Consider the following 23,048-nt stretch of genomic DNA (forward strand, 5'->3'; position numbering starts at 1 on the left):
CGGGGAATCGGCCAGGCGTGCGGTGAGGAACCGGGAAGGATGAATGCGCTCATAAGCTCGTAGCCCGATTACTCCCTCCTCGTTACAGGTGATGCGACCAGCAAGCACGGGGTCGCCTTAAGTCAACTGTCAACCAGGAGGAACCATGCTCAAGAAGGTCGTCGCCGCTGCCGCCGCCACGGGTGGACTCGTTCTCGCGGGCGCGGGCATCGCCGCCGCCGACGCCGGTGCCCAGGGTGCCGCCGTGCAGTCGCCGGGTGTCCTGTCCGGCAACGTGGTCCAGGTCCCGGTGCACATCCCGGTGAACGTCTGCGGCAACACGATCAACGTGATCGGCCTGCTCAACCCCGCCTTCGGCAACGCCTGCGTCAACAAGTGACGCGGTGCCCCGCCCCATGAGGTCCTGAGTCCGCCGGCCCCGGAGCGCGCCACGCGCCCGGGGCCGGCGGACTTGGGGGGGGCGAAGACGAACACGGACGACACGGATTCTGGGGACGACGGAGGGGATGCAGGAGATGCGACAGGTCACCCGCAAGGGACTGATGACGGTGGCGGCGGCCACCGGAGTGATCGCCGCCGCGAGCGGGGCGGCGCACGCCGACTCGGGGGCGCACGGATCGAGCACCGGCTCGCCCGGCGTGCTGTCCGGCAACACCGTGCAGGTGCCGGTGGACGTGCCGGTGAACGTGTGCGGCAACACGGTCGACGTCGTCGGCCTCCTCAACCCGGCGACGGGCAACGCGTGTGCCTCAGGCGGTCACACGGGCGCCCACGCCGCGGGCCGCGCCACCCGCTCACCCGGCGTCGGCTCCGGCAACACGGTCCAGGTGCCGGTGCACGCGCCGGTGAACGTCTGCGGCAACAGCATCGACGTCATCGGCGCCCTGAACCCGACGACGGGCAACACCTGCGCCGACGGGGGCAAGGGCTCCCACCCCGGCACGCCGGGCCATCCGGGGACGCCGGGGCACCCCGGAACACCGGGTCACCCGGGGACGCCGGGAACTCCCGGTCATCCCGGTACGCCGGGTCACCCGGGGACGCCTGGGCACCCAGGCACTCCGGGCAACCCCGGGCACCCCGGAACGCCTGGGAATCCGGGCACGCCCGGCCATCCTGGAACTCCGGGGACCCCCGGCCACCCGGGGACGCCTGGAACCCCCGGCCACCCCGGTACTCCCACTCAGCCGGGCCACCCCGGCACTCCCGCCCAGCCGAGCAACCCCGGCACCTCCGCCCGGCCCGCGACCGGTACCACCGGCCATCCCGTGGCGTCGGCCGGCGTCGCCTCCCCGGCCGGGCGGCACCTCGCCGAGACCGGCAGCAGCCTGCCCATCGGCCTCACGCTGCCGATCAGCGCGGGCGCCGTGCTCGCGGGCGCGGTGCTCTACCGCAAGGCCCGCCCCGCGGCCTGACCCCCTGCGGGAGGGGTCACCAGGTGGCGCGTACCTGGCGGATGATCCGGCGCCGCAGCCGCACCCTGCGGCTGCCGTCGCGCAGCAGGCTCAGGCGGTACAACTCCCAGTGTCCGTACTCGGCATGGTCCGTCAGCAGACGCGTCGTCTCCCTGCGGGAGACCCCGCGCGGGACGAACACGTCGACAAATTCGTATTCCGGCATCGCATCTATTGTGCGGGCTGGGGCCCGGTACGGATAGCGTCTGCACTATGTCTGATGCTGCGCAGCCCACCGCTGCCGAGGTACGCGCCGCCGCCGAGGCGGTCAAGACAGCGCTCGACCGCCACTTGGCGGCGGTCGAGCGCCGGTCGGGGGAGGACGACCCGGCCGTCTACGAGGCGTTCAACCAGCTCGCCGCAGCCGCGGAGACGTACGACGAACTGCTCTACGACCGCTACGACGAGGTGACCCCCTTCGAGATCCCCGGCGCGGACGACTCCCTGCCCCCGTACACCGGGCCGGAGGAGCCGAGCGCGGTGAGCGTGCTGATCCGGCGGGACTACGCGGTGGCGGAACCGCAGCGGCTGATGGCGCAGGCCCGCCGGGTCGAGGCGGCGGAGCCCGGCAGCACGGACACGGATGTCTCGGGCACCGTGCACGGGGCGCTCGGCATCCTGTTCGGCGAGTACGAGGCGGACGAGATCGCCTCGCGGCACAAGGAGTTCGGCCTGGAGGAGGGCGACTCCACGCTCTGGGTGACGGCCGCCGACGAACCCGCCGAGCCGGGGGAGTGGCTGGAGGCCCCGTTCGAACAGGCCGACCCGCAGCGCATCGTCTGCCGCTTCGACATCAGCGCCGTCTTCGACGACGAGTTCGACGACGAGGACGAGGGCGACGCGGTGGCGGCCCTGGAGGACGGCCTCGCCGGCGGCCTCGGCACCGACCTGGACACCGATCTCGACACCGACCTGGACGGGGACGACGGAAAGCTGGAGCGGCCCGGCGCCGGGCGTTGAGCCACGGGGCGCGGACCCGCGTCAGCCCTCCTCGGCGACCGGCGGAGCCAGCAGCACCGGCAGCCGCGTCGTGCGCGGCGCGGCCGGGACCTCGGCCACCGCGCGGGGCAGCGCCTGCTCGGCGCCCTGCACCACGGACAAGTGCCGGGCGGCCCGGCCGAAGGCCGTGTAGACCCAGGGGCGGCTGAGGGCCCCCGCGGCGTCGCCGGGCAGTACCACGACCACGGCGGGCCAGCGACCGCCCGCCGCCTGGTGCGCGGTGAGCGCCCAGCCGTGCCGCACCGTCTGCTCCACCCGCTCCCTGGGCACCACGACCTCCGCGCCCGCGCAGGACAGATGCAGCCCGTCCGCGTCGGCCGCCGTCACCCGGCCCGGCCGCACGCGGCCCGGCGCGGGGGAGTGGGCGACCCGGTCGCCGGGGTCGAAGCCGCCGAACCGGCCGGGGCCGGGGTTGAGGCGCTCCTTCAGCGCCGCGTTCAGCGCCCGGGTGCCCGCCGCGCCGCCGTGGCCCGGCGTGATGACCAGGGTCTCCTCGGCGGGGACGCCGAAGGCGCGCGGCACCGACTCCGCGACCAGCTGCACGGTGCGGTGCACGGCCTCGCCCGCGTCCCGGACCGGCACGATCACGACCTCCTTGCCGGGCGCCTCGACCTGGGCCAGCTCGCCGATGCCGACGCCGGAGACCAGCTCGCCGAGCGGTCCCGGGTCCGGCCGCCGCGAGGCGATCTGGGGGCAGATCCGCGCCGCCAGCAGGTCGGCGAAGACCCGCCCGGGGCCCGCGGACCACAGCACGGCCGGGTCGCCGGCCAGCACCAGGCGCGCCCCGTCCGGCAGCGACTCCGCCAGCAGCGCCCCGGTCTCCACGTCCAGCTGCGGCGCGTCGGCGACCACCAGCAGGTCCAGGTCCAGCGCCCCGTCGGCGTCCCGACCGGGGCCCTCGGTCCCGGCCAGCAGGTCGGCCACGGTGACGGCGCCCGCCGCGCCGCCCGCCAGCAGGGCGGCGAACCGGTCCCGGCCCAGCGGACCGGGCGCGGCGGCCCAGGCGCGCAGCCCGAGGGCCCGCGCCGCGCCCAGCAGGGCCGCCGGTTCCGCCAGGGACGCCTCGCCGCCGGTGTGCAGGACCAGGCCGTGGCCGGCCACCGCGCGGATCAGGTCGGCTCCGGCGCCCTGTGCCGCCCCGGCGGACGCCTCCCAGTCGGCCGCCGGGGCGCCCCGCTCGGGCACCGAGTTGGCCAGCCGGGCCAGCCCGTCGGCGAGGCTCTCCTCCGCGAGCGCGTACCGCTCCAGGCCGACCAGCACCCGGACCGGGCGCTCCTCCTCGCCGTCCTCCTGGCCGCCCTCCTGGCCGCTCCGCCCGCGAGCCTCGCCCCGCTCCTCCAGCGCGTCCTGGAAGGCCAGCGCCTCGCCCTCGGCGAGCGTGCCCTGCACGGCGGAGCCCGGCTCGGGCACGCCCAGCCGCTCCAGCGCCTCCGTCAGCCGGGGCAGCTCCAGGGCGGTGTGCCCGCTCAGGGCGGCCTGCTCCAGGAGCCACACGGTGACGGCCCGGCCGCGCCGCTCGTCGTCCGGCCGGCACTCCGCGCCGAGCAGCGCCCGGGCGAAGGAGTCGGCCTGCTCGGGACGGACTCCGGCGACCCGGAGCAGCAGCCACGGGTCCGCGCGCAGCGCCTCTTCGGCGCCCTCGCCGAGCAGCGCCGCCGTCTGCGGTGCCAGCGCCTCCGGGGCGCCGCCCTCCGCCAGCACCCCGGACACCGCGCGGACCGCCTCCGGGGCCGGACCTGCCGGAACGGCGGGTTGCTGCGCGGCCGCCACCGGACGCGGCCGGTGCTCCGGCTCAGGGGCGGGCCGGCGCGGCGCGGGCGCGGGGTCGCCCATGACCGTGGCCGGCGGCTTCGCCCCGCCCTCCACGGCGCGCACGGCGGCGAGCAGGTCGGCGGCGCTGCCGCTCAGCTTGCCCCCGCTGTCGATCGGCCCCTGCCGCTCGGCCCTGCGCCGGGCGATCCGCTCCCGCTCGACCCGCTGAGCCGCCAACTCGGCCTCCGCCTCGGACGCCTGCGAGGCCCCGCCCTCGGGCGCCGCCTCGTCATTCCCATCCCCGGTCGCCGCCCCGCCGCCTTCCGGCGCCGTCCCCGGCCCGTCGGCCTCGGACCGCTGCCCGGCCCCCTCGTCGCCTTCGGGCGCCGCGTCGCGCCTGCCGCCCCCGGTCGCGGCCCCGTCGCCTTCGGGCGCCGCGTCGTGACTTTCGTCCCCGGTCGCGGCCCCGTCGCCTTCCTGCGCCGTCCCCGGCTCGTCGGCCTCGGACCGCTGCCCGGCCCCCTCGTCGCCTTCGGGCGCCGCCTCCCGGCCCTCACCCCCGGCCTCCGGCCCCTCGGCCTCGCCGCCTTCCGGTGCCTCCGAGCCCCCGCTTCCGGGCGCCGCCCCCGCACCCTCCGCGGGATCCCGGCCGGGCTCCCCGGCGCCCATGGCCTCGTCTGCGGCCCCCGCGGGGTCGGGCTCCGTGCTCACAGCGTGCTCCAGTCGTGATCGGGATAGCGGTGCACGGGCGCCGACACGTCGTCCAGCGCCCTGCGGATCTCGTCAGGAAGACTAAGGGTCTCCACTGACAACGCGGCCGAGAGCTGCCGCGCGTTGCGCGGCCCGACCACCGGCGCGACCACGCCGGGCCGGTCGCGCACCCAGGCCAGTGCCACCTGGAGCGGGGTCACCGCGAGGCCGTCGGCCGCCGTCGCCACCGCGTCCACGATGTGCCCGGCCGTGTCGTCCAGGTAGGGCGCGACGAAGCGGGCCATGTGCTCCGAGGCGCCGCGCGAGTCCGCCGGGGCCTCGTCCTTGCGGTACTTGCCGGTCAGCACCCCGCGCCCCAGCGGCGAGGACGGCAGCAGGCCCACCCCGAGGTCGAGGGCCGCGGGCAGCACCTCGCGCTCGACGCCCCGCTGCAGCAGGGAGTACTCCATCTGCGTGCTCGCCAGCCGGTTGCGCGCCCCCGGCGCCGCCAGCTGCCACGTCGCCGCCTTGGCCAACTGCCAGCCGCTCAGGCCCGCCACCCCCGCGTAGCGCGCCCGGCCGCTGCTCACCGCCAGGTCCAGGGCGTGCAGCGTCTCCTCCAGCGGGGTGTCCGGGTCCCAGGCGTGCAGGTGCCAGACGTCGACATGGTCCGTGCCGAGCCGGGCGAGGGACGCGTCGAGCGCGGAGAGCAGATGGCCGCGCGAGGCGTCGACGGGGCGCTCCGGGTCGGGCACGCTGCCCGCCTTGGTGGAGATCACCAGGTCCCGCCGGGGCACCAGGCCCTCCATCAGCCGTCCGAGCAGATACTCGGCCTCCCCGTCCCCGTACACGTCCGCCGTGTCCACGAGGGTGCCGCCGGCCTCCCAGAAGGTCTTCAGCAGCTCCGCCGCGGCATGCTCGTCGGTGTCCCGGCCCCAGGTCAGGGTGCCGAGCCCGATCCGGGACACGCGCAGGCCGCTGCGGCCGAGATGCCTCTGCTCCATGGACGCCGACACTACTGGCCACGCCTTCACCCGTGGGGGCCTGTGGACAACCGGATCGGCGACGGACGAGCCCAGGTGGCGCGGCCCACGGCTTACGCCCCGGCACCCCCCGCGCTAAGGTCGGGGCACCACGGACGTTACTGATCAGTAAGGGGAATCGGCGATGCAGCTCGGGATCAACCTCGGCTACTGGGGTGCCGGAATGGACGCGGACAACCTGGCCGTCGCCCAGGAGGCCGACCGGCTCGGGTACGCCGTCTGCTGGGCCGCCGAGGCGTACGGCTCCGACGCGGCCACCGTCCTGACCTGGGTGGCCGCCCAGACCGAGCGCATCGACGTCGGCTCCGCCATCTTCCAGATCCCGGCCCGCCAGCCCGCGATGACCGCCATGACGGCCGCCACCCTCGACTCCCTCTCCCAGGGCCGCTTCCGCCTCGGCCTCGGCGTCTCCGGACCCCAGGTCTCCGAGGGCTGGTACGGCGTGAAGTTCGACAAGCCGCTCGCCCGCACCCGCGAGTACGTCGAGATCGTCCGCCGCGCGATGACCCGCGAGCGCCTGTCCTACGAGGGCGCGCACTGGACGCTGCCGCTGCCCGGCGGCCCCGGCAAGCCGCTCAAGCTCACCGTGCACCCGCAGCGCGAGCACATCCCGCTGTACATCGCCGCCATCGGCCCGAAGAACCTGGAGCAGACCGGCGAGATCGCCGACGGCGCCCTGCTGATCTTCCCCTCCGCCGACCACCTGGAGGAGACCGCCGTCCGGCACCTGCGCGCCGGGCGCGAGAAGGCCGGCCTGACCCTCGACGGCTTCGACATCTGCCCCACGCTGCCGCTCGCCCTCGGCGAGGACAAGGACGTCGCCGCGCTCGCCGACACCTTCCGCCCCTACACCGCGCTGTACGTCGGCGGCATGGGCAGCCGCAAGCAGAACTTCTACAACCAGCTCGCCCAGCGCATGGGCTACGAGCGGGAGGCCGCCGAGATCCAGGACAAGTACCTCTCCGGCGACAAGGAGGGCGCCGCCGCGGCGATCCCGCACGACCTGATCGACCAGACCACCCTGCTCGGCTCCGTCGACCGCATCGCCGACCGGATGAAGGCCTACGCCGCCGCGGGCGTCACCACCCTCACCCTCGCCCCCGCGGGCTTCACCCTGGACGAGCGGCTCGCCGCGCTGCGCGCCGGCACGGAGGCCCTGGAGCGCGCCGGACTGGCCTGACCGGCCGGAAGCTCTGCGGCCGTGGTGGGGGCTCGGGGGTCTTCCCCGCCACGGCCGTCACGCGGGACAACGCGCGCCCCCACCCGATGGTTACGCCTTCGCGCCCGCCCCGCCCTCCTTCGTTCGGCGCAGTCCTCCCGCGCCCCTGTTGCCGCCGCCCCGCACCCGCACTTGACTCGTCTTCCGGCGACCGCGAACCGGCAGCGGCAGAGAGGGTGCCCCCGATGCTTTCGGCGAAGAGCCTGTTCCAGGAGATCCTCGACCACGACGAGTCGTTCCGGCTCTTCTGCTCCATCGCGGCCAGCGGCGAGTCGCAGGGCGGCTGGGAGAACGCGCGCATCGCCGCGCTGGTCCCCGAGAGCGAGCGCGCCCTCGCCCCCAAGATCACCCGGCACGGCGCCGACGAGGACAAGCACGGGCGCATCTTCCAAGCCCTGCTCAAGAAGCGCGGCCTCGAACCCGTCCCGGTCCCCCCGGAGACCGACTACACCATGCTCCTGGAGCGGCACGGCATCGGCCTCGCGCACGAGAAGCTCCAGGCCGACCAGGCGCTCACCGTGGCCGACGTCATCACCTACCTCGCGCACAGCAGGGTCACCGAGCAGCGCGCCGCCGACCAGATGGCCATGCTGCGCCGGTACTTCGCCGACCACCCGGACATCGGCCGAGCCGTGCGCATGATCTCGGCCGATGAGGACAACCACCTCGCCTACAGCCACGAGGAGCTGCTGCGCTTCGCCGCCGCCGGGCACGGCCGGTACATCCAGCGCACGCTGCGGGAGTGCGCGCTCGCCGAGATCCGCGTCTACCGGGACGTCAGCCTCGCGGTGATGGCCCACATGGGGCGCGTCCTGGGCTGGCCGCGGGCGAAGTCGGCGCTGCTCGCGGCCGGCATCCGCGCGGTCTACGCCGCCGAGCGGCTCGGCGGCTGGCGCCGCATGGTCACCCTGCGGATGCCCGAGCGCCGCGACGCCCTCGGCGGCCCGGCCACGCCCGCTCCCGAGGTCGCCTGACCTCAGGGGCCCGTTACAGCCAGCCCCGGCGCTTGAAAAGGCCGTACAGCAGCACCTCCAGGGCCGCCATCAGGGCGATCACCGCGGGGTAGGACCACACCCAGCGCAGCTCCGGCATGTGCTCGAAGTTCATGCCGTAGACACCCGCGATCATCGTCGGGACCGCGGCCATGGCCGCCCACGCGGAGATCTTGCGCATGTCGTCGTTCTGCCGGACGCTCATCTGCGCCAGATGCGCCGACAGCACGTCCGTCACCAGCCGGTCCAGGCCCTCCACCGACTCGTTGACCCGCATCAGATGGTCGCTGACGTCCCGGAAGAACGGCCGCGCCTTGTCGTTCACGAACGGCACCCCGGGGCCCGCGGCGCCCGTCCCGGCCAGCCGCGCCAGCGGCGGGCCCAGCGGCCCGGTCGCCCGGCGGAACTCCAGGACCTGCCGCTTGAAGCCGTAGATCCGCGACGCGGTGTGCCGCGAGCCGCCGCCGTCCGGCGAGAAGACCTCGGCCTCCAGCTCCTCCAGGTCCGTCTGGAGCTCCACCGCCACGTCCAGGTAGTGGTCCACGGTGGCGTCGGCTATCGCGTACAGCACCGCCGTGGGCCCCTTGCCGAGCAGCTCCGGCTCCTGCTCCAGGCGGCGCCGCACCGCCTTCAGCGGGGCGCCGTCACCGTGCCGGACCACCACCGCGAAGGCGTCGCCCAGGAAGATCATGACCTCGCCGCTGGAGACGGTGTCGCTCTCCTGCTCGTAGACCACCGGCTTGAGCACCGCGAACAGCGAGTCCTCGTACACCTCCAGCTTGGGCCGCTGGTGCGCCTTCAGGGCGTCCTCCACGGCCAGCGGGTGCAGCCCGAACTCCTGGCTGACCAGCTCGAACTCGTCCTCGGTCGGCTCGTGCAGGCCGATCCACACGAAGCCGCCCGAGGCCCTGGCCTCGCCGAGCGCGTCGGAGAAGTCCTCGGGCCCGTCCGTGCGGTGCCCGTCCCGATAGATGCCGCAGTCGACGATCACCGAACGTGCTCTCCCTCTCGTCCCGACGCCCTTGTCACGTCATGGGCCTACCCTGGCCGCATGCCCACGCTGATCCTGGTTAGGCACGGACGGTCCACCGCCAACACCGAGGGGGTACTCGCCGGCTGGACGCCCGGTGTCGCCCTCGACGAGCGCGGGGCCGCCCAGGCCGCCGCGCTGCCCGGCCGGCTGTCCGAGCTGCCCCTCGCCGAAATCGTCACCAGCCCCCTCCAGCGCTGCCAGGAGACGATCAGGCCGCTCCTGGACGCCCGCCCCGGGCTGCGGGCGCACACCGACGAGCGCATAGGGGAGTGCCATTACGGCGACTGGTCCGGACGCAAGCTCGCCGAGCTGAAGGACGAGCCCCTGATGGACGTCGTCCAGGCGCACCCCTCGGCGGCGGCCTTCCCCGGCGGCGAGTCCATGCGCGCCATGCAGACCCGCGCCGCCGAGGCGGTGCGCGAGTGGAACGCGCGCGTGGAGCGCGACCACGGCGCCGACGCCGTCTACCTGATGTGCTCCCACGGCGACATCATCAAGTCCCTGGTCGCCGACGCGCTCGGCCTGCACCTCGACCTCTTCCAGCGCGTGTCGGTCGACCCGTGCTCGGTCACCGCGATCCGCTACACCCGGCTGCGCCCCTACCTCGTGCGCCTCGGCGACACCGGCGACTTCGCCTCGCTGGCCCCGCGCGAGGAGCCCCGGCAGGACGACGGCGCGGTCGGGGGCGGCGCGGGCGCACCGTGATCGTCGGCCGCAGTAGGGTGAAGCGGTCGCAGCACCACCCGTTCAACGCATCCCATGGAGACAGGACGTGTCCCGTCAGGTGTTCCTCTACGACCAGCCGGAACGTTTCGTGGCCGGTACGGTCGGCCTGCCCGGGCGCCGTACCTTCTTCCTGCAGGCCATCGCCGGCGCCCGGGTGACCAGCGTGGCCCTGGAGAAGACCCAGGTCGCCGCGCTCGCCGAGCGCATGGACGAACTCCTCGACGAGGTCGTACGGCGCAGCGGCGGCAGCACCGTCGTGCCCGCCGTGGCCCCCACCGACGGCGCCGACACCGCCCCCCTCGACACCCCCGTCGAGGAGGAGTTCCGGGTCGGCACCATGGCCCTGGCCTGGGACGGCGACGACCAGCGCATGATCGTCGAGGCGCAGGCGCTCGTCGAGCTGGACGCCGAGTCCGAGGAGGACCTGGCCGAGGCCGAGGAGCGGATGCTCCAGGACGAGGAGAACGGCCCGCCGATGCTCCGGGTCCGCCTCACCGGCGCGCAGGCCCGGGCGTTCGCCAAGCGCGCCCTCGACGTCGTCAACGCGGGGCGCCCGCCCTGCCCCCTGTGCAGCCTCCCGCTCGACCCGGAAGGACACGTATGTCCGCGCCAGAACGGATACCGCCGCGGAGCGTGAGCACCGGAACGGATGACGGGCCGGGCACCGGCGCGGCGGCCGTCCGGCTCCTCGCCGACGGCGAGCTGACCGTGCGCGGCCGCATCCCCGACGCCTCCAACGCCGCGCTGTACTGCACGGTGCGCCTCGACGGCCAGGAGGCGGCCTGCGTCTACAAGCCGGTCGCCGGCGAGCGCCCGCTCTGGGACTTCCCCGACGGCACCCTCGCCCAGCGCGAGGTCGCCGCCTTCGAGGTCTCCGACGCCACCGGCTGGGACCTGGTGCCGCCCACCGTGCTGCGCGAGGGGCCGCACGGCGAGGGCATGTGCCAGCTGTGGATCGAGGCCGTGCCGGACACCGAGCTGCTCGCCCTGGTGGCCGAGGAGGAACCCCCGCCCGGCTGGAAGGCGATCGGCCTCGCCGAGGTCGGCGAGGGGGAGACGGCGCTGCTCGTGCACGCCGACGACGAGCGACTGCGCCGGCTTGCGGTCCTCGACGCCGTCATCAACAACGCCGACCGCAAGGGCGGCCACCTGCTGCCCGCGGCCGGCGAGCGGCTCTACGGCATCGACCACGGTGTCAGCTTCCACGCCGAGAACAAGCTCAGGACCCTGCTGTGGGGCTGGGCGGGCGAGCCGCTGACCGGGGAGGCCCTGACGGTCCTGGACGCCCTGGGACAGGCGCTCAAGGACGGCGCGCCCCTCGCCGCCCGCCTCGGCACCCTGATCACCCCCGCCGAACTCGACGCCACGCGCGCGCGGGTCGCCGCCCTGCTGGCCGCGGGCCGGCACCCGGAGCCGACCGGCGAGTGGCCGGCCATCCCCTGGCCGCCGGTGTAGCCCGGCCCCACACGCACATACGCGTACCGGGCGGCGCGGCGCAAGAGTGCCGGACCGGCCATCCGTCCCGGTCCGGTTCGTGCCCGCCACGACCCTGCGGTTACGCTCATGACATGCATGCCTGGCCCGCTTCCGAGGTCCCCGCCCTGCCTGGTCAGGGCCGCGACCTGAGGATCCACGACACCGCGACCGGCGGCGCCGTCACCCTCGTCCCCGGTCCCGTCGCCCGCCTCTACGTCTGCGGCATCACGCCGTACGACGCCACCCACATGGGGCACGCGGCGACCTACAACGCGTTCGACCTCGTGCAGCGCGTGTGGCTCGACACCGGACGCCAGGTGCACTACGTCCAGAACGTCACCGACGTCGACGACCCCCTCCTGGAGCGGGCCCAGCGCGACGGCGTCGACTGGACCGCCCTCGCCGAGCAGGAGACCGCCCTCTTCCGCGAGGACATGACCGCGCTGCGCATGCTCCCGCCACGGCACTACATAGGCGCCGTGGAGGCCATACCCGGCATCGTCCCGCTGGTGGAGCGGCTGCGGGACGCGGGCGCGGCCTACGACCTCGACGGCGACGTGTACTTCTCCGTGGAGTCCGACCCCCACTTCGGCGGCGTCTCCCACCTCGACGCGGCGGCCATGCGGCTGCTGTCCGCCGAGCGCGGCGGCGACCCGGACCGCCCCGGCAAGAAGAACCCGCTCGACCCGATGCTGTGGACGGCCGCCCGCGAGGGCGAGCCCAGCTGGGACGGCGCCTCACTCGGCCGCGGGCGCCCCGGCTGGCACATCGAGTGCGTGGCCATCGCCCTGGACCACCTCGGGATGGGCTTCGACGTCCAGGGCGGCGGCTCCGACCTGGCCTTCCCGCACCACGAGATGGGCGCCTCGCACGCCCAGGTCATCACCGGCGAGTTCCCCATGGCCAAGGCGTACGTCCACGCCGGCATGGTCGGGCTCGACGGCGAGAAGATGTCGAAGTCCAAGGGCAACCTCGTCTTCGTCTCCGCGCTGCGCCGCGACGGCGTCGACCCCGCCGCCATCCGCCTCACCCTCCTCGCCCACCACTACCGCGCCGACTGGGAGTGGACCGACCAGGTCCTCCCGGAGGCCGTCGAGCGGCTCGGCCGCTGGCGGGCCGCGGTCTCCCGGCCCGACGGCCCGCCCGCCGACGACCTGGTCGAGGAGATCCGCGCGGCCCTCGCCGACGACCTCGACTCGCCGGCCGCGCTCGCCGCGGTCGACCGCTGGGCCGCCCGCCAGCAGGAGAGCGGCGGCACGGACACCGGCGCTCCCGGCCTCGTCTCCCGCGCGGTGGACGCACTGCTCGGCGTCGCGCTCTAGAGCACCGGGCACGCACGAGGGGCGCCTCCCGCCACGGAGGCGCCCCTCGTCGCATGCTCCGGTCCTACTCCTCCGACGACTCCTCGTCGTCCCCGCCCGCCATCGGCGGCTTCGGCGGCCGGGTCCGGCCGCCCGGGTTGTCCCGCAGATACGGCGCCCCCGGCGGTCCGTCCGTGCCGTCCGCCGTGGCGTGCCCGCCCGGACCCGAACCGCCGTCCCGGCGGCGCAGATAGCGCTCGAACTCGCGGGCGATGGCCTCGCCCGACGCCTCCGGCAGCTCCGCGGTGTCCCGCGCCTCCTCAAGGGACTGCACGTACTCGGCGACCTCGCTGTCCTCGGCGGCCAGCTGGTCCACGCCCACCTGCCAGGCGCGCGCGTCCTCCGCCAGCTCGCCCAGCGGCACGCGCACGCCGATCAAATCCTCCAGGCGGTTCAGCAGCGCCAGGGTGGCCTTCGGATTAGGCGGCTGGGACACGTAGTGCGGCACCGCCGCCCACAGCGACACGGCCGGCACCCCGGCGTGCGTGCACGCCTCCTGGAGGATGCCCACGATGCCCGTGGGCCCCTCGTACTTGGTCTCCTCCAGGCCCATCCGGCCGGCCAGCTCGGCGTCCGACGTGGTCCCGCTGATCGGCACCGGCCGGGTGTGCGGGGTGTCGCCGAGCAGGGCGCCCAGGACGACCACCAGCTCGACGCCCAGCTCATGGGCGAAGCCGAGGAGCTCGTTGCAGAACGAACGCCAGCGCATGGACGGCTCGATGCCCCGGACGAGGACCAGGTCGCGCGGCTTGTCGCCGCCGACACGGACCACCGAGAGTCTGGTCGTCGGCCAGGTGATCTTGCGGACGCCGCCCTCCAGGAACACCGTGGGGCGGTTCACCTGGAAGTCGTAGTAGTCCTCCGCGTCCAGCGCCGCGAAGACCTCGCCCTTCCACTCCCGGTCCAGGTGCGCGACCGCGGTGGAGGCGGCGTCGCCCGCATCGTTCCAGCCCTCGAACGCGGCCACCATGACCGGGTCGATCAGCTCGGGCACCCCCTCGAGCTCGATCACCCAGCGCCTCCTTCCGACGTGCCCTCACGTACCCCCCAACCTTACGGCGTGCGCGGGTACCGGCCGCAGCCCCCTCGCACGGGGGAGTGAACGGATCACTGCCCCCGGAACGGCGGCAGGAACCCCCGGCCGGACGGGCCGGCCGGGGGTCGCGGGAACTCCTACCGGGCGTCGAGCAAGCCCTGCACCCGGGCGCGGACCTCGTCCGTGGCCAGGCCGCGGATCGTCAGCGTCGTACGGCGGCGCAGCACGTCGTCCGCCGTCTCGGCCCACTCGTGGTCCCGGGCCCACACCGCCTGCGCCCAGATCTCCGGGGCGTCGGGGTGCATGCGCTCGGCGAGCGCCGGGTCCTCGTTGGCGAGCCGGGCGATGTCGAAGGCCAGCGAGCCGTAGTGGGTGGCCAGGTGATGCGCGGTGTCGGCCGCCATCCGCAGGTTCGGCGCCGGGGCGTCGGACAGCAGCCGGTGCTCCACCGCGCGCGGGTTGGCGACGCCGGGCAGCGGCAGCTTCTTCGGCAGCTCGGAGATCGGTTCGAAGTCGTCGCCCAGCGGGTGGCCGGGCAGCGACTCCAGCTTCTTCATCACCGTGCGGCCGATGTGCCGGAAGGTGGTCCACTTGCCGCCGGCCACCGACAGCATCCCGCCGGGGCCCTCGGTGACGACCGTCTCCCGCTTGGCCTTCGCCGTGTCGCCGGGGCCGCCCGGCAGCACCCTGAGGCCCGCGAAGGCGTAGGTGATCAGGTCCCGGTCGAGCTGCTGGTCGCGTACCGAGAAGGCGGCCTCGTCGAGGATCTGCGCGATGTCCTTCTCGTTCACCGCGACGTCCCCCGGGTCGCCCTCGTAGACCTCGTCGGTCGTGCCGAGCAGCAGCATGTCCTCCCAGGGGAGGGCGAAGGTGATGCGGTACTTGTCGATCGGCGTCGCCAGCGCCGCCTTCCAGGGCGCGGTGCGCTTGAGCACCAGGTGCGCGCCCTTGGACAGCCGGATGGACGGCGCCGCCCCCGGGTCCTCCAGACGGCGCAGGTGGTCCACCCACGGGCCGGTCGCGTTGAGCACCAGGCGCGCGTTGACGCCGAACTCCTCGCCCGACAGCCGGTCGCGCAGCTCCGCGCCGGTCACCCGGCCGCTCGTGAAGCGCAGGCCGGTCACCTCGGCGTGGTTGAGCACCACCGCGCCCGAGTCGACCGCCGCGCGCACCGTCATCAGCGCCATCCGGGCGTCGTTCATCTGGTCGTCGCCGTAGACGGCCACGGCCTTCAGGTTCTCGGTGCGCAGCTCAGGCACGTCCTGCGCGGCCTTCGCCGGGGAGAGCAGGTGGCCGACGCCGTCGCCGAAGGCGGACAGCGCCGAGTACGCGAAGACGCCGGCGCCGAGCTTCGCCGCGCCGTGCGGGCCGCCCTTGTACACGGGGAGGTAGAAGGTGAGCGGGTTGGCCAGGTGGGGGGCCACCTGCCGGGAGACCGCGCGGCGCTCGAAGTGGTTCTCCGCCACCAGCTTGACCGCGCCGGTCTGCAGGTAGCGCAGACCGCCGTGGAGCAGCTTGGAGGAGGCGGAGGAGGTGGCGCCGGCGAAGTCGCCGGCGTCGACCACCGCCACCCTGAGACCGGACTGCGCGGCGTGCCAGGCGGTGGATATGCCCAGGATGCCGCCGCCGATCACCAGAAGGTCGTACGACGCCTTGGAGAGCTGCTCCCGGGTCTCGGCCCGGCTCGGGTTCGAGCCGGAGGCCGGGTGCGTGCCCAGGGCAGGCACGGACTGGAGGGTGGACTGAGTGGTCATCGCGGTTCTACTGCTCCTCTGTCAGTTCTCGTCCTCGAGCCAGCCCATGGTCCGCTGCACGGCCTTGAGCCAGCTCTTGTGCTCCCGCTCACGCGTCTCCGCGTCCATGCGGGGCGTCCACTCGGCGGCCCGCCGCCAGTTGGCGCGCAGGTCGTCGGTGCTGTTCCAGAAGCCGACGGCGAGGCCGGCGGCGTAGGCGGCGCCGAGGCAGGTGGTCTCGGCGACCATCGGGCGCACCACGGGGGCGTCCACGAAGTCGGCGAGGGTCTGCATCAGCAGGTTGTTGGAGGTCATGCCGCCGTCGACCTTGAGGGTGGACAGCTCGACGCCGGAGTCCTTGGTCATCGCGTCCGCGATCTCCCGGGTCTGCCAGGCGGTGGCCTCCAGGACGGCGCGCGCCAGGTGCGCCTTGGTGACGTACCGGGTCAGGCCGGCGATCACGCCGCGGGCGTCGGAGCGCCAGTACGGGGCGAACAGGCCGGAGAAGGCCGGCACGAAGTAGGCGCCGCCGTTGTCCTCGACCGACAGGGCGAGGGTCTCGATCTCGGCGGCGGTGGAGATCAGGCCCATCTGGTCGCGCATCCACTGCACCAGCGAACCGGTGACCGCGATGGAGCCCTCCAGCGCGTAGACCGTCTTCTGGTCGCCGATCTTGTAGCCGACCGTGGTCAGCAGGCCGCTGTAGGAGTTGATCAGCTTGTCACCGGTGTTCATCACCATGAAGGTGCCGGTGCCGTACGTCGACTTGGTCTCGCCCTCGGAGAAGCAGGTCTGGCCGAAGAGAGCCGCCTGCTGGTCGCCGAGCGCGGAGGCGACCGGGATGCCGCCGAGCAGTTCGCCCAGCCGGCCGCCCTTGATCTCGCCGTAGACCTCGGCGGAGGAGCGGATCTCGGGGAGCATCTGCTGGGGCACGCCGATGGACTCGCAGATCTTCGGGTCCCACGCCATGGTGTGCAGGTTCATCAGCATGGTGCGCGAGGCGTTGGTGACGTCGGTGACGTGGTGGCCGCCGTCGGCGCCGCCGGTCAGGTTCCAGATGACCCAGGTGTCCATGGTGCCGAAGAGCAGGTCGCCGGCGTCGGCGCGCTCGCGCAGGCCCTCGACGTTGTCGAGCAGCCAGCGGGCCTTGGGGCCGGCGAAGTACGAGGACAGCGGCAGGCCGGTCTCGCGGCGGAAGCGGTCCTGGCCGACGTTGCGGCCGAGTTCGCGGCAGAGGGCGTCGGTGCGGGTGTCCTGCCAGACGATGGCGTTGTGGACGGGCTCACCGGTGTTCTTGTCCCAGACCAGCGTGGTCTCGCGCTGGTTGGTGATGCCGATGGCCTTGATGTCGTCGCGGGTGACGCCGGCCTTGTCGATCGCGCCGGCGACGACCTCCTGGACGTTGGTCCAGATCTCGGTGGCGTCGTGCTCGACCCAGCCGGGCTTGGGGAAGATCTGCTCGTGCTCCTTCTGGTCGACGGCGACGATGCGGCCGTCGCGGTCGAAGACGATGCAGCGCGAGGAGGTCGTGCCCTGGTCGATCGCCGCGATGAAGGGTCCGGCGGTGTGGGCGTCGGTCACTGTGGGCTCCTGGGGTTCCGTGGTGGGTGCTGGGCGGCGGTGCGTGCGCTGTACGGAGTCTGCGCGCGGGGGCTCTAGCCGAACCAGAGCTTGTAGATGCCCGCGGCGGCGGCTCCGCCGAGCAGCGGACCCACGATCGGGACCCAGGCGTAGGACCAGTCGGAACCGCCCTTGTTGGGCAGCGGGAGCAGGGCGTGCACGATGCGGGGACCGAGGTCACGGGCCGGGTTGATCGCGTAGCCCGTGGGACCACCGAGGGAGAGGCCGATGGCGGTCACGACGAGCGCGGTGATCAGGCCGCCGATGACGCCGAGCCCGTTGCCCTCGTCGTTCAGGCCCTGGGTGAGCACCGCCAGGATCAGGACGAAGGTGCCGATGATCTCGGTGAGGAGGTTCTGCACGGCGTTGCGGATCTCCGGGCCGGTGGAGAAGATGCCGAGCACGGGGCCCGCGCCCTTCTCCTCCGCCTCGACCGACTTGGCCGGCGTCTCGCCGGGCCGGCCGACGATCTCCGGGTCGGTGAGGTGGGCGTGGAACTGCCCGAGGTACGCGGCCCAGACCAGGACCGCGCCGATCATGGCGCCGAGCACCTGGCCGCCCCAGTAGACCCAGACGTTGCTCCAGTCGTTGTCCTTGATGGCGATGCCCAGGGTCACGGCCGGGTTGAGGTGGGCGCCGGAGAGCGGCGTGGAGATGTACACCGCCGTCAGGACGGCGAAGCCCCACCCGAAGGCGATGGCGACCCACCCGGCGTTCTGCGCCTTCGAGGCCTTGAGCGTCACGGCGGCACACACGCCGCCGCCGAGCAGGATGAGTATGGCGGTACCTATGGTCTCGCCGATGAAGATGTCGGAGCTGGACACCCGCGACTCCTTTGTCCTTCGTCCAGGGGAAGCGATGGCGGCCCTTGGCGTTGTCCCACTCTAACGCGTATTGCCGGTAGGTGTTCGACAATGCCGACCGATGGACGGGAGTCTCGCCTCGGCGTCACGCGCGCGTCAAGAGCTCTGTTGTCGAAAGCGCGATCGTTATTGATCGCCTTCGGTTGCCGGTCTCGAGGGAGGGAAGAGGGACTATCTGATCATATGCCCGATTTACGGCATGTGGGCGACCGGAGCGTCCTCGACGACCCGGCGGAAGGGCGTGCACGGTGCCGCTAGAAGCGCCCCGCGCCCAGGTCCCGGGAGACCGCGCGGGCGCAGTCCCGCACCGCCGCGACCAGCTCGGGGCGCAGCTCGCCGTCCCGGCACAGGCGTTCCACGGCGCCCGTGGTGCCGACCGCCCCGACCGGCATCCGGCGACGGTCGTGGATCGGGGCGGCGATCGCGGCGACGCCCTCCCAGGTCTCCTCGACGTCCGTCGCGTAGCCACGCGCGCGCGTGATGTCGAGGACGTGCTCGAAGCCGGCCGGGTCGCAGATCGTGCGGTCCGTGAACGCCGTGCGGTCGGCCTCCACGGCCTCGCTGTGCGCGACCGGGTCGTAGGCGGAGAGCACCTTGCCGAGCGCGGTGGAGTGCAGCGGCTGCATGGCCCCTATCTCCAGGACCTGGCGGCTGTCGTCGGGGCGGAAGACGTGGTGCACGATCAGGACGCCCTGCTGGTGCAGGACGCCCAGGTGGACGCTCTCCCCGCTGGAGCGGGCCAGGTCGTCGGTCCACACCAGGGCGCGGGCGCGCAGCTCGTGCACGTCGAGGTAGGTGGTGCCCAGGCGCAGCAGCTCCGCGCCGAGCTGGTAGCGCCCCGAGGCGCCCTCCTGCTCGACGAAGCCCTCGTGCTGGAGGGTGCGCAGGATGCCGTGGGCGGTGCCCTTGGCCAGGCCGAGCGAGGAGGCGATGTCGGACAGGCCGAGCCGCCGCTCGCCGCCCGCGAGCAGGCGCAGCATCGCGGCCGCGCGTTCCAGCGACTGGATGTTCCGGGCCATGGGCGTCCCGCCTCCTCCGTCCTGACGTGGTTCGGCAATGCCGAACAGTACCGGCCGATGCCGACCTCTCGCCATCGGCCGGCGGGCAACTGTCGCACGCCGGTCCAGCAAAGGGGTGGTCGCGGGTACGTCGCCGGGTGCGGGCCGGTGGGGGCTGGTCGCGCAGTTCCCCGCGCCCCTGGGGGCATGCGCCCGGACGTCGTGAGAAACGCGCCGAGGCTTCGCGACGAACGGCGCGGCCGGCCACGATGCGCCCGCACCCGGCGAAACGACCCGACCCCCGGCGGAGCGCCCCCGTGTCACCCCGTCGGCTCCATTCGAGGGCGCCACGACCGTCCGTGTAGTGGACGGGCTGACCGGCCCGGCAGCATGGCCGCTACGCTGGCGGCGTGCGTCATCCCGGGTCCGCTCCCGCAGAGACCCGGCGACGCAAAGCCGACAGCCGTCGCATCCTAGGGAGCCCCTCCATGGCCTCGTCGCCGTCCGCCCCGTCCGCCGACACCCGGACCCGTGTCTCCGCCCTGCGCGAGGCCCTCGCCACCCGCGTGGTGGTCGCCGACGGGGCGATGGGCACCATGCTCCAGGCGCAGAACCCCACCCTGGACGACTTCCAGCAGCTGGAGGGGTGCAACGAGGTCCTGAACCTCACCCGCCCCGACATCGTGCGCTCGGTGCACGAGGAGTACTTCGCGGCCGGCGTCGACTGCGTGGAGACCAACACCTTCGGCGCCAACCACTCCGCCCTCGGCGAGTACGACATCCCCGAGCGCGTCCACGAGCTGTCCGAGGCCGGCGCCCGCGTCGCCCGCGAGGTCGCCGACGAGTTCGCCGCCCGCGACGGACGCCAGCGCTGGGTGCTCGGCTCCATGGGCCCCGGCACCAAGCTGCCCACCCTCGGCCACGCCCCCTACACGACCCTGCGCGACGCCTACCAGCGCAACGCCGAGGGCCTGGTCGCCGGCGGCGCCGACGCGCTGCTCGTCGAGACCACGCAGGACCTGCTCCAGACCAAGGCGTCCGTGCTCGGCGCCCGGCGCGCCCTGGACGCCCTCGGCCTGACCGAGGTCCCGGTCATCGTCTCCGTCACCGTCGAGACCACCGGCACCATGCTGCTCGGCTCCGAGATCGGCGCCGCGCTGACCGCGCTCGAGCCGCTCGGCATCGACATGATCGGCCTGAACTGCGCCACCGGACCGGCCGAGATGAGCGAGCACCTGCGCTACCTCGCCCGGCACTCCCGCATCCCGCTGTCCTGCATGCCCAACGCCGGCCTGCCCGTCCTCGGCAAGGACGGCGCCCACTACCCGCTGACCGCACCCGAGCTGGCCGACGCCCAGGAGACCTTCGTCCAGGAGTACGGCCTCTCCCTGATCGGCGGCTGCTGCGGCACCACCCCCGAGCACCTGCGCCAGGTCGTCGAGCGCGTCCGCGGCCTCGCCCCCACCGAGCGACACCCGCGCCCCGAGCCCGGCGCCGCCTCGCTCTACCAGACCGTGCCCTTCCGCCAGGACACCTCCTACCTGGCCATCGGCGAGCGCACCAACGCCAACGGCTCCAAGAAGTTCCGCGAGGCCATGCTGGACGGCCGCTGGGACGACTGCGTGGAGATGGCCCGCGACCAGATCCGCGAGGGCGCGCACCTGCTCGACCTGTGCGTGGACTACGTCGGCCGCGACGGCGTCGCCGACATGGCGGAGCTGGCCGGCCGCTTCGCCACCGCCTCCACCCTGCCGATCGTCCTGGACTCCACCGAGGTCGACGTCCTGCGCGCCGGGCTGGAGAAGCTCGGCGGGCGCGCCGTGATCAACTCGGTGAACTACGAGGACGGCGACGGCCCCGAGTCCCGGTTCGCCAAGGTCACCCGCCTCGCCCAGGAGCACGGTGCCGCGCTGATCGCGCTGACCATCGACGAGGAGGGCCAGGCCCGCACCGCCGAGAAGAAGGTCGAGATCGCCGAGCGGCTGATCGACGACCTCACCGGCAACTGGGGCATCCACGAGTCGGACATCCTGGTCGACTGCCTCACCTTCACCATCTGCACCGGCCAGGAGGAGTCCCGGGGCGACGGCATCGCCTCCATCGAGGGCATCCGGGAGCTGAAGAAGCGCCACCCGGACGTGCAGACCACCCTCGGCCTGTCCAACATCTCCTTCGGCCTCAACCCCGCCGCCCGCATCCTGCTGAACTCAGTCTTCCTGGACGAGTGCGTCAAGGCGGGCCTCGACTCGGCGATCGTGCACGCCAGCAAGATCCTGCCCATCGCCCGCTTCGACGAGGAGCAGGTCACCACCGCCCTCGACCTGGTCTACGACCGCCGCCGCGAGGGCTACGACCCGCTCCAGAAGCTCATGGAGCTGTTCGAGGGCGCCACCGCCAAGTCCCTGAAGGCGTCCAAGGCCGAGGAACTGGCCGCGCTGCCGCTGGACGAGCGCCTCAAGCGCCGCATCATCGACGGCGAGCGCAACGGCCTGGAGGCCGACCTCGACGCCGCCCTCGCCGAGCGGCCCGCCCTGCGGATCGTCAACGAGACCCTGCTGGACGGCATGAAGGTGGTCGGCGAGCTGTTCGGCTCCGGCCAGATGCAGCTGCCGTTCGTGCTCCAGTCCGCCGAGGTGATGAAGACCGCGGTGGCCCACCTGGAGCCGCACATGGAGAAGACCGACGAGGACGGCAAGGGCACCATCGTGCTCGCCACCGTCCGCGGCGACGTCCACGACATCGGCAAGAACCTCGTCGACATCATCCTCTCCAACAACGGCTACAACGTCGTCAACCTCGGCATCAAGCAGCCGGTCTCCGCGATCCTGGACGCCGCCGCCGAGCACAAGGCCGACGTCATCGGCATGTCGGGGCTGCTGGTCAAGTCCACGGTGATCATGAAGGAGAACCTGGAGGAGCTGAACCAGCGCGGCATGGCCGCCGACTTCCCCGTCATCCTCGGCGGCGCCGCCCTCACCCGCGCCTACGTCGAGCAGGACCTGCACGAGATCTACGACGGCGAGGTCCGCTACGCCCGCGACGCCTTCGAGGGCCTGCGCCTGATGGACGCCCTGATCGGCGTCAAGCGCGGCGTGCCCGGCGCCCAGCTGCCCGAGCTGAAGCAGCGCCGGGTGCGGCCCGCCGCCGTCCAGGTCGAGGAGCGGCCCGAGGAGGGCCACGTCCGCTCCGACGTCTCCACCACCAACCCGGTCCCCGAGCCGCCGTTCCGGGGCACCCGCGTCATCAAGGGCATCCAGCTCAAGGAGTACGCCTCCTGGCTGGACGAGGGCGCCCTCTTCAAGGGCCAGTGGGGCCTCAAGCAGGCCCGCACCGGCGAGGGCCCCTCCTACGAGGAGCTGGTGGAGACCGAGGGCCGCCCCCGGCTGCGCGGCCTGCTCGACCGGCTCCAGACCGAGAACCTCCTCGAGGCGGCCGTGGTCTACGGCTACTTCCCGTGCGTCTCCAAGGACGACGACCTGATCGTCCTGGACGAGGACGGCAACGAGCGCACCCGCTTCACCTTCCCCCGCCAGCGCCGCGGCCGGCGCCTGTGCCTGGCCGACTTCTTCCGCCCGGAGGAGTCGGGGGAGACGGACGTCGTCGGCTTCCAGGTCGTCACCGTCGGCTCCCGCATCGGCGAGGAGACCGCCCGGATGTTCGCCGCCGACGCCTACCGCGACTACCTGGAGCTGCACGGCCTGTCCGTCCAGCTCGCCGAGGCGCTCGCCGAGTACTGGCACGCCCGTGTGCGCTCCGAACTCGGCTTCGCCGGGGAGGACCCGGCCGCCATGGAGGACATGTTCGCCCTGAAGTACCGGGGCGCCCGCTTCTCCCTCGGCTACGGCGCCTGCCCCGACCTGGAGGACCGGGCCAAGATCGCCGACCTGCTGAAGCCCGAGCGGATCGGCGTCCACCTCTCGGAGGAGTTCCAGCTGCACCCCGAGCAGTCCACCGACGCCATCGTCATCCACCACCCCGAGGCGAAGTACTTCAACGCCCGCTGACAGCCCCCTCCAGGGTCACACCAGGCGTCCGCCACCCCGACGACGTACA

General features: G+C 73.5%; 19 protein-coding genes. 10 read left to right on the forward strand and 9 right to left on the reverse strand.

Features of this window, described 5'->3' with window-relative positions; translation table 11 throughout:
- Positions 1 to 145 precede the first annotated feature (145 nt).
- Positions 146 to 379, forward strand: a complete 234-nt coding sequence (chpH, locus tag ACGFZL_RS25170; protein ID WP_355175510.1) for a chaplin ChpH — start codon at positions 146 to 148, stop codon at positions 377 to 379.
- 136 nt (positions 380 to 515) lie between these two features.
- Positions 516 to 1,415 (forward strand): chaplin family protein, encoded by a 900-nt coding sequence (locus ACGFZL_RS25175; protein ID WP_393695062.1) that lies wholly within the window; start codon positions 516 to 518, stop codon positions 1,413 to 1,415.
- A gap of 16 nt (positions 1,416 to 1,431) precedes the next feature.
- Here the strand turns inward: ACGFZL_RS25175 and ACGFZL_RS25180 are convergent, their stop codons facing one another.
- Complete coding sequence (locus ACGFZL_RS25180) at positions 1,432 to 1,620, reverse strand: DUF5703 family protein (RefSeq protein WP_355175511.1); 189 nt, start codon at positions 1,618 to 1,620, stop codon at positions 1,432 to 1,434.
- Between the two features lie 47 nt (positions 1,621 to 1,667).
- Here ACGFZL_RS25180 and ACGFZL_RS25185 point away from each other — a divergent pair, with 47 nt between their 5' ends.
- Positions 1,668 to 2,414 (forward strand): hypothetical protein, encoded by a 747-nt coding sequence (locus ACGFZL_RS25185; protein ID WP_393694948.1) that lies wholly within the window; start codon positions 1,668 to 1,670, stop codon positions 2,412 to 2,414.
- Positions 2,415 to 2,435: 21 nt separating this feature from the next.
- Here ACGFZL_RS25185 and ACGFZL_RS25190 read toward each other — a convergent pair whose 3' ends face one another.
- Together ACGFZL_RS25190 and ACGFZL_RS25195 are read right to left on the reverse strand one after the other, a co-directional pair.
- Complete coding sequence (locus tag ACGFZL_RS25190; protein ID WP_393695064.1) at positions 2,436 to 4,874, reverse strand: helix-hairpin-helix domain-containing protein; 2,439 nt, start codon at positions 4,872 to 4,874, stop codon at positions 2,436 to 2,438.
- A 38-nt stretch (positions 4,875 to 4,912) separates the two neighbouring features.
- The gene (locus ACGFZL_RS25195) at positions 4,913 to 5,899 is read right to left on the reverse strand and encodes an aldo/keto reductase (RefSeq protein WP_393694950.1); all 987 of its coding nucleotides are present in this window, start codon (positions 5,897 to 5,899) and stop codon (positions 4,913 to 4,915) included.
- Between the two features lie 163 nt (positions 5,900 to 6,062).
- On the opposite strand from ACGFZL_RS25195, the gene ACGFZL_RS25200 reads away from it, so the two are divergent.
- Both ACGFZL_RS25200 and ACGFZL_RS25205 read left to right on the forward strand, forming a co-directional pair.
- Complete coding sequence (locus tag ACGFZL_RS25200; RefSeq protein WP_355175514.1) at positions 6,063 to 7,118, forward strand: LLM class F420-dependent oxidoreductase; 1,056 nt, start codon at positions 6,063 to 6,065, stop codon at positions 7,116 to 7,118.
- Positions 7,119 to 7,342: 224 nt separating this feature from the next.
- Complete coding sequence (locus tag ACGFZL_RS25205; protein ID WP_393694952.1) at positions 7,343 to 8,131, forward strand: ferritin-like domain-containing protein; 789 nt, start codon at positions 7,343 to 7,345, stop codon at positions 8,129 to 8,131.
- A 13-nt stretch (positions 8,132 to 8,144) separates the two neighbouring features.
- On the opposite strand, the gene corA is transcribed toward ACGFZL_RS25205, so the two are convergent.
- Positions 8,145 to 9,140, reverse strand: coding sequence for a magnesium/cobalt transporter CorA (gene corA / locus ACGFZL_RS25210; protein WP_355175516.1), 996 nt, complete (start codon positions 9,138 to 9,140; stop codon positions 8,145 to 8,147).
- A gap of 60 nt (positions 9,141 to 9,200) precedes the next feature.
- Here corA and ACGFZL_RS25215 point away from each other — a divergent pair, with 60 nt between their 5' ends.
- From ACGFZL_RS25215 to mshC, 4 genes are all read left to right on the forward strand, one after another.
- Positions 9,201 to 9,887 (forward strand): histidine phosphatase family protein, encoded by a 687-nt coding sequence (locus ACGFZL_RS25215; RefSeq protein ID WP_393694954.1) that lies wholly within the window; start codon positions 9,201 to 9,203, stop codon positions 9,885 to 9,887.
- Positions 9,888 to 9,954: 67 nt separating this feature from the next.
- Entirely contained in the window at positions 9,955 to 10,545 is a 591-nt protein-coding gene (locus ACGFZL_RS25220) for a DUF3090 domain-containing protein (protein WP_355175518.1), read from the forward strand.
- Positions 10,509 to 11,363 (forward strand): SCO1664 family protein, encoded by an 855-nt coding sequence (locus tag ACGFZL_RS25225; protein WP_393694957.1) that lies wholly within the window; start codon positions 10,509 to 10,511, stop codon positions 11,361 to 11,363. The genes ACGFZL_RS25220 and ACGFZL_RS25225 overlap by 37 nt, the downstream gene beginning before the upstream one ends.
- Positions 11,364 to 11,476: 113 nt before the next feature.
- On the forward strand, positions 11,477 to 12,706 hold the full coding sequence (gene mshC, locus ACGFZL_RS25230) for a cysteine--1-D-myo-inosityl 2-amino-2-deoxy-alpha-D-glucopyranoside ligase (RefSeq protein WP_393694959.1): 1,230 nt from the start codon (positions 11,477 to 11,479) through the stop codon (positions 12,704 to 12,706).
- Between the two features lie 64 nt (positions 12,707 to 12,770).
- On the opposite strand, the gene ACGFZL_RS25235 is transcribed toward mshC, so the two are convergent.
- From ACGFZL_RS25235 to ACGFZL_RS25255, 5 genes are all read right to left on the reverse strand, one after another.
- Positions 12,771 to 13,757, reverse strand: coding sequence for a PAC2 family protein (locus tag ACGFZL_RS25235; protein WP_393694961.1), 987 nt, complete (start codon positions 13,755 to 13,757; stop codon positions 12,771 to 12,773).
- Positions 13,758 to 13,918: 161 nt separating this feature from the next.
- Positions 13,919 to 15,535, reverse strand: a complete 1,617-nt coding sequence (locus tag ACGFZL_RS25240; protein WP_393694963.1) for an FAD-dependent oxidoreductase — start codon at positions 15,533 to 15,535, stop codon at positions 13,919 to 13,921.
- 21 nt (positions 15,536 to 15,556) lie between these two features.
- Positions 15,557 to 17,095 carry a glycerol kinase GlpK gene (glpK, locus tag ACGFZL_RS25245; protein WP_393694965.1) on the reverse strand — a complete coding sequence of 513 codons (1,539 nt, stop codon included), beginning with the start codon at positions 17,093 to 17,095 and terminating at the stop codon, positions 15,557 to 15,559.
- Between the two features lie 74 nt (positions 17,096 to 17,169).
- A complete protein-coding gene (locus tag ACGFZL_RS25250) occupies positions 17,170 to 17,958 on the reverse strand; it encodes an MIP/aquaporin family protein (RefSeq protein ID WP_355172706.1) in 789 nt (262 codons plus the stop codon).
- A 293-nt stretch (positions 17,959 to 18,251) separates the two neighbouring features.
- Complete coding sequence (locus ACGFZL_RS25255; protein ID WP_393694967.1) at positions 18,252 to 19,016, reverse strand: IclR family transcriptional regulator; 765 nt, start codon at positions 19,014 to 19,016, stop codon at positions 18,252 to 18,254.
- 467 nt (positions 19,017 to 19,483) lie between these two features.
- Here ACGFZL_RS25255 and metH point away from each other — a divergent pair, with 467 nt between their 5' ends.
- Positions 19,484 to 22,999 carry a methionine synthase gene (gene metH, locus ACGFZL_RS25260; RefSeq protein ID WP_393694969.1) on the forward strand — a complete coding sequence of 1,172 codons (3,516 nt, stop codon included), beginning with the start codon at positions 19,484 to 19,486 and terminating at the stop codon, positions 22,997 to 22,999.
- Positions 23,000 to 23,048: the final 49 nt, after the last annotated feature.

The sequence above is a fragment of the Streptomyces sp. NPDC048182 genome (genome assembly GCF_043202555.1).
Lineage (GTDB): Bacteria > Actinomycetota > Actinomycetes > Streptomycetales > Streptomycetaceae > Streptomyces.